Genomic DNA, 6835 nt, shown 5'->3' with positions numbered 1-6835 from the left:
GTTGGAGATTCATATCGTTTAAAAGACCATTTAGCATCTGATGATGCGTGATTTTGTGCACCTTTAAGTAAGCGTTTATGTACATAGATTAGTTGACATTTATACATGTAAAATATAGGCATAAGGAACAGATAACATCGTATCGAAAATTCCCAATTTTATTTATTCAGCTATAAGAAAAATATACGAGGAAGCATTTTCTTTGAAGTGGTTAAGTAAAATTCTTCCTGTGAGCTCTACCAGCGTAGGAGGGCTTGCAAGTCGTTATCTACTCGGAAGCAATTGGCATACAAACAATCTACAGCTGACTATACGAGCCCTACATGATGTCCTTTATTTAGGACACAAAAAAAGCCCCCGATTGCTCGGAGGCTTTCTTTATATCTTCATTTTCAGAAGTGCTTCAAACGCTTGCTACGCAAGGGTTTAATTAAGCTTCTAATAATAAATCTTCTGGGTTTTCGATTAAATCTTTAACCATTTTTAAGAAACCAACAGATTCTTTACCGTTCATTATGACGGCATAATTGCACGCTATATTGCTTTATTTATATAGGAAGAAACTCTATATTTTTAGCTTTTAATACCGAATGAATAATCAGTTTTTATCTCTGTTTTTATGCTGATGTAGTCAAAAATGTAGTCAAGTTATTTTAGGCTCTAAATTTTATAAAAAATTTATTTAGAAGGCGTATATTGCAACTTTTGCTTGTTTAATTCCAAGACATTTTGCAAAAGTCAAACGATGTAAACCTTCAAAACCAATATAATACTTATTGTTTGTAAAATACACTACTGGGAAATCACTTGGATTCGGGTCCATAAGGAATTTTTCAAATTCTAGAAATCCTTTTTTATTATATTTATTAAAATTAATTCCTTTATGTGTTAATTTATCTAAGACCTCTATCCAATTTCTAGCCATATCTGCAGTAGGTCTAGCTACACCAATTAAATATTCTAAATCTAAAACATCTATATATTTATTAGCTGATTCAGTTTCATCTTCTGCAAAGTATTCAGCTTCGTATTCCATAGACTCTATTTCTTTTTTTAAATTATCATCAATTCCTAATGCCACGATTTTTTCATCAAAATTCATAATAGCACACCCCCTTTTATACCTATAATAGTACTACTTTAAAAAATACAAAAAAGGAAATACACATATTTGAACAGAACTTTAGATGTATCATATAATAATTATACTTTTTCGAGATATGCACGTTTAGCAGATACATATTCACCGTTTTTTAGTTTAAATCGGTATTTGTCACCGAATTTGATAACGTCCGTCACAGTGAATGCGGTGCCTGGTTTAAGAGCTTGTAGCTTTTTAGAAGTCGTGAAGTCTACGCCACTATAAGTAGAGCATGCTTTAATTACTCGATAAAGGCCAAGTGGTGCACCAGTTTTATAAAACGTTTCTGTGCTCTTTGTTTTTGCTGTTTCTACTTTTGCTGAAGAACCATTTAATTTGGCTTTAACTGCATCTCTAAATCGAGTCCATTCTGTTGGCTTACTTACCCAAGGTGCAGGGCAGTTCTTGCCTGTGATGTCATAGTGACGGTATAGATCGGTAGCTTTTAAACCGTATTTTTTAAGTAATTCTACTGTTACATCTACAGTACGGTTAAATGTAGCTGTCGCGATCGTACCATCTTTCTCGATGCACATTTCAATGCCGATGGTTGTCACGTTGGCATTCCCTTGATAACCGCCAACTTTTCCGTACAGTGAGCTAATGCGACATTTTGCTTCGTTTGCATGGTAAGCAATTTCATTAAGTGGCACGATACACAGTGCTTCATTTTTATCTACGAATAAGTGAGCTCCTGCAAAGCGACCATCAGCGCCACGACCAAAATATGATTTATGGTTAGCAGCTGTGCCACCTGGTGATGCTGTGTAATGTAATACGATACCTTTTGTTGTTGTACGTTTGCTACCAGGGCGTGTGTACTTATTCACGCCGATATAATCTGTTTTGTATGTTGTCATTTCGTTTCCCCATTTCCATTTAATTTATCTTGAATAATTGCCAGTACATTTTTAATAACTGCTGGCATTGGCGCGTTCATTTTCGCACCGTTTTCTGTAATTGATACAAGTTCCATAGCGCATAATGCAATAGCAGCACCATCACCGGCAAAACGAATTTCATCGACGACATAGCCCATCAAATAAATAGAACTTAATCCGAAAAGATAATAAATCTTCCGAATTAAGCCCTTGAAACCTGTACGTGAATTAATTTCTTTGTTGTATGCTGCGGCTAATAAGCCTGTTATAAAATCAATTGCCATCATGCCTAATAGAACTGTTGTGGCCAGTCCGATACCGTCCACAAGATAGCTGATCACCGCACCCACCGCCCCTGTAAAAATTGCAATTTGTTTGTCCATTTTTTCACCCCTTTTGAATAAATAAAAAAGCCCTCCACAAGTTAGTGTGGAAGACTTTGATATTGGAATATTAATTAAAAAAACTTTCGAGCTCTTTAATAATCGTTTTATGGTCTTCGCGATCTTTTAAAAGACTCTTTATTTTTGTATCAGTAAGTCTAAAACGTTTTTTAATATCTGCTAAAGTACGTTTTACTTTGTCATGAGCTCTAGTTTCAATTGTTTTCGATGCTAATGATTTATAAATTTGTTCTAAACGGTAATCATCTTCAAGACTTTTATTTAGTTCATTAATCTCCGCATCGATTTTTAAATTCAAAGATTTATAGCGCTCAATTTCTGCATGTATTAGACTTTCTTTTTCTAGTGATAGCATAAATAAAACCTCCTTCCACAACAATTATCCCTGTGGAAGAAAGGTATTACCATCATATCTTTATGCTATTTTTGTCATAATAAAAAGCACGATCTATGCGATGTGCTTTGATTATGCGTATACTGTTTCGATTTGAGCGATTAGTTCGCGGTATTCTGAATCTTCTAACTGACCTACTGCAAAGAAAGTATTCACACGTTTAGTGATTTCTGTTTGATTATAAGTTTTGGCATTTACGATTTTTTTTAGCATAGTGTATAACATATTTTTTCACCTCCTTTCAATGTGCTGTTATTACAACCCTGTATTCATTTCTAATAATACGGTTTGATATTTTGTTTCGGTTAAAATTTGTTCTTCGATTGAAGGTTCTTGCACAACTTCTTCAACTGTTGAATCGTCCACAATTAACGTACGTACAATATGTGATACTGTTTTACCATCTCTGGTGTATCGAGTAACTAGATAACCATCTTCTATAATTTCATCTAAGAAATCAACCATTTTCACCACTCCTTAATTAAAACATGAGTACACTTCCAGCTGTTAAAGTTATTCTTCCTCTGTTAATCCGATCCTCACGAAGCCTTAAAATGGATTTAACTGTAATCATAGGGTAAGTAAAAGCCATTGCACCAGATGGAATTTTGTATATAGTACCATCTATATTAAGCGATGCCTCATTGTCGCTCGCCGTTTGTATCACAACATCGAGAAGAAGATACTTCCCTGAATACTCAACAGTTCCTGCATTAGGGTACTCGGAGCTTAATAAATTAAGGTCTAATTTAGTTTTAGCGTTTAGAAGGTTTGCATAATAAGCATTGGAACTAGCACTACTAGCATTAGAATTGGCTGATGCTACACTATTCAATAGCCAATTCAACTTCGCATGCGCATTTCCTCCTGTCGCGTTACTAGCTCCACTTGTCGGTGCACCTAAAATTGCATTCACTGTCGCCAATGTTGATTTATTCGCATTTACATTCGTGTTCACATTATTCACATTTGTATTTACAGCATTTACAGTCTCTTTCACATTCACTACATTGGCAATAATCTCATCTTGTTTTGTCTCTGTTGCTAAATTAATAATGTTGGCCATTATACTACCTCCTCTGTTGCTAAGATCGGCTTCCCATTTTCGATACCGAAACCGATTTTATAGGTTTTGCCCGTTACACTGTCTGTCCATTGATGCGGTAATTGCGCGCTTAAATGTTCACTTAACATGGACTGCAAGTTACCAATCGCATTCCCGTTTAAAATCCCTTGTACTTCCTCAAACCACGTATTAAAGCGTGTATCATTGGTATTAAACCAACTATCTGCTCGTACATCTTGTTGAGATAGCCATGTATTAAAGTCAATCTGTTCATTCGCAATCCATGCATCGACAGCATCTTTTGTCGCCTGTTGCCAATCAGCAAATTCTGCGGCCTTTGTCACTGAATACATATTGAACCAATCTTGATACTGATTGAACACGCTCGATGTATCGATTTGTTTAACGACACCCGCGACAATACCGCAGTAGGTGCTATTCAACCGCAAATCCGTAATATACGTTTGTGTAATCGCTGTTGCGCCTCTTGTAACATAAACATCTGCAATACCTAGTTCATATGCTTCTGCGTCACGTTGTAATGTTGGTGCTACTGGTGAAGATGCTAATGTCCCTTTTTTCAATGCAATATCTACTTTTCGTGTCACATGATCTAGCCGTACTACAATACGATCAATACGATTTAGTACACCATCAGCTTGTGCAATCGTTAAATTATAATCACTGTCATTAATAAAGTCATAACCATCAATCCATGCCTTACCTGCTTTAATGACCACTGTCATATTTGTACCTGCATATACTTGTAAGCCGTTGGATGGGTTTGGGAAAACACCATTCCCGATGAATGTCGCAAAGTATTCAGCGAAATGTTTTGCTAAATATTTACGGTCCCCATTAATACTGTTAAAAAATCCACTTCGAGTTGCCATTAATTCTTCACCGCCTTTTTAATTTTTGAGATAAGTGTTGGCACATTACTACCAAAATCAATACTCAATTCATAACCATCTTTATTTTCTTTTTCGACTACCTTAATTAATCGCGTGTGAACAGCGACACCAAGTTCATCATTACGCAGTGTTATCATGTCACCTATGTTATAGTCTTGCCCTAACTTGAATTGACTATTAAAATCAATGTCCGTTTCAAAAGCCTGTGTCCGCTGAAATTCTGCCCCTTTTTCATTTCCGCGTTCTATAAGCAGCTGCTCATATTCTTCTGCGCTCATACTAATATCTACGGTTGTTTCAGTTTCATTTCCTTCTTCATCAATTTCCACGACGGTTTGCTTAGTCGTACTTTGTAAATCACGCGTATCTACAAACAATTCACGACGTTTACGGCCCTTATTCGCACCGCCAATTGTGACATATTTACGGGCAGTATCTTCTCCTTCGCCTGCGACAATGACCACGTTCCGATGGTCTGTTTTATCGTCCACATAATTTTGTGCTAGGACATTATCAAACTCCTTCGAAAAAATAACTGCATCACGTATATTTTGTTCTGTTGAACGATCTACACCTTGCCACACTTCAAACGAAAATCTTTTGTTTGGAATATCAGCAAATATTTCATACGCAATATCATATTTTTTGCACATAGACCACAACGCTATATCAAGCTGCTGGAAGTTGTAAGATTCATCCGTTGTCGCTTGGATGCCAAAAATCGGACCGAGTACTAGGTTATCTATTTTACGATTTCCATCTGTTGGCGAAATCATATTGTTATTTACATAACTGCGCATGATTAATTCCACATTGCCGCTATAAACCGTTTCTTTTAGGATGTCGCGGAATGCTGTTAAATAACTCAATGCAAATAAATTCACAATGATCTGTGACTTACTTTCATCTTGATACTGTGCGATTTCCACCATATATCCACGTACTTTCCCAAGTCCTTCAGCAATGAAAATATCGTCACTGTTTGTAATAAACCAATCAATATTTTGCGGCGTGGCTTCTACAATGAGTTCAATTTCACTATGATCTCGATAATTTAAAGAGCGTTCAGTCTCCTGGTAGGTGTCCAAGATGCCTAAACGCTCAAATGTATCAAAATGAAAAATATTAAATTCCATGTTATACCCCCACAAACTTTTTACTAAAGCGCATCGAAATTTCTAAGTTATCAATGCCTGTATCAGCGTTATAACGGAAAACATTATCTCCTGTGCGTAGCTGCAAAAACGTACTCAAATAATCAATTTTGCCGAAAACGCTAGTCGTTACATTGTTGCGAATTAATCGTGCATATTTATTCCCACGATACGTTGAAATCTCCACTTCATCGCCTGCAAGCATGGCCATTTTTAATGTTAGCTGCTCATATGTGTCGAGATTAACAAGTGATGGATTTGTTAGACCGGCATTTGCTTTAAACTTAATAATCATGCCACTATCTTCTTGGCCATCATTGATAACATTCGTAATTAATGTCGGATTCCGATAACCCATTTCAATGCCTTCGCCTTCTGGTATTTCGAGTGGAAACTCAAAAGCTGGTACCCACATGGCCAATTCAACTAGTGTTTCATCTTTAGCGTAAATATATGGATCGGCAGCATCAAATTGTAGCAGCACCTTTTGCCAAACATGATTGCTATTTTCGAATCCCCTTGGCATGACTGGAACCGCTGTAAGTTCCGCATGCATATAATATTCTTGCTCAGCATCGGTTTTAAAATCTAAACGTATTGGATTTTTCTTTGGATTGCACACCCTAAAAATATCTTGTCGCTTATCTTCAAACCATACTTTATCGTCCACAATACGGTGTAGCAGAAATGGTATTTCAAAATCACGCGTATCAAGTCGTGTCTTTTGAGCGCTTGCGCCATCACCAGATATTTCAGCCATACTTACATCCGCTTTTAATCCCGACAATTCAATGTCTTCATATAATTTGAGATGGTCTCCGAATACTAGAGATTCTCCCGATGCATTTGTAATGATTAAATCGCGCACAATCATATGACCA

General features: G+C 36.5%; 10 protein-coding genes. All 10 read right to left on the bottom strand.

Going from position 1 to position 6835, the window contains the following annotated elements:
• Positions 1 to 682: 682 nt before the first annotated feature.
• The 10 genes from ACFSY7_RS18080 to ACFSY7_RS18035 all read right to left on the bottom strand — a co-directional run bounded on the left by ACFSY7_RS18080 (position 683) and on the right by ACFSY7_RS18035 (position 6828).
• Complete coding sequence (locus ACFSY7_RS18080) at positions 683 to 1102, bottom strand: hypothetical protein (protein ID WP_380149036.1); 420 nt, start codon at positions 1100 to 1102, stop codon at positions 683 to 685.
• Between the two features lie 101 nt (positions 1103 to 1203).
• Complete coding sequence (locus tag ACFSY7_RS18075; protein WP_380149035.1) at positions 1204 to 2001, bottom strand: N-acetylmuramoyl-L-alanine amidase; 798 nt, start codon at positions 1999 to 2001, stop codon at positions 1204 to 1206.
• Entirely contained in the window at positions 1998 to 2405 is a 408-nt protein-coding gene (locus ACFSY7_RS18070) for a phage holin family protein (protein ID WP_380149034.1), read from the bottom strand. The genes ACFSY7_RS18075 and ACFSY7_RS18070 overlap by 4 nt, the downstream gene beginning before the upstream one ends.
• Before the next feature lie 70 nt (positions 2406 to 2475).
• Positions 2476 to 2781 carry a hypothetical protein gene (locus ACFSY7_RS18065; RefSeq protein WP_380149033.1) on the bottom strand — a complete coding sequence of 102 codons (306 nt, stop codon included), beginning with the start codon at positions 2779 to 2781 and terminating at the stop codon, positions 2476 to 2478.
• Between the two features lie 111 nt (positions 2782 to 2892).
• On the bottom strand, positions 2893 to 3045 hold the full coding sequence (locus tag ACFSY7_RS18060; RefSeq protein ID WP_380149032.1) for a hypothetical protein: 153 nt from the start codon (positions 3043 to 3045) through the stop codon (positions 2893 to 2895).
• 30 nt (positions 3046 to 3075) lie between these two features.
• Positions 3076 to 3294 carry a hypothetical protein gene (locus ACFSY7_RS18055; RefSeq protein WP_380149030.1) on the bottom strand — a complete coding sequence of 73 codons (219 nt, stop codon included), beginning with the start codon at positions 3292 to 3294 and terminating at the stop codon, positions 3076 to 3078.
• 7 nt (positions 3295 to 3301) lie between these two features.
• A complete protein-coding gene (locus ACFSY7_RS18050) occupies positions 3302 to 3886 on the bottom strand; it encodes a hypothetical protein (protein ID WP_380149028.1) in 585 nt (194 codons plus the stop codon).
• Complete coding sequence (locus ACFSY7_RS18045; RefSeq protein ID WP_380149026.1) at positions 3886 to 4779, bottom strand: hypothetical protein; 894 nt, start codon at positions 4777 to 4779, stop codon at positions 3886 to 3888. The genes ACFSY7_RS18050 and ACFSY7_RS18045 overlap by 1 nt, the downstream gene beginning before the upstream one ends.
• The gene (locus ACFSY7_RS18040) at positions 4779 to 5936 is read right to left on the bottom strand and encodes a siphovirus ReqiPepy6 Gp37-like family protein (RefSeq protein WP_380149024.1); all 1158 of its coding nucleotides are present in this window, start codon (positions 5934 to 5936) and stop codon (positions 4779 to 4781) included. The genes ACFSY7_RS18045 and ACFSY7_RS18040 overlap by 1 nt, the downstream gene beginning before the upstream one ends.
• Before the next feature lies 1 nt (position 5937).
• Positions 5938 to 6828: a phage distal tail protein gene (locus ACFSY7_RS18035; protein ID WP_380149022.1), complete on the bottom strand. Its 891-nt coding sequence runs from the start codon at positions 6826 to 6828 to the stop codon at positions 5938 to 5940.
• Between the last annotated feature and the right edge of the window lie 7 nt (positions 6829 to 6835).

Source organism: Kurthia populi, assembly GCF_042686175.1.
Classification (GTDB): Bacteria; Bacillota; Bacilli; order Bacillales_A; family Planococcaceae; genus Kurthia; species Kurthia populi.
Note: the sequence above shows the minus strand (reverse complement) of the source record. Positions and strands in the feature narration are given on the sequence as shown.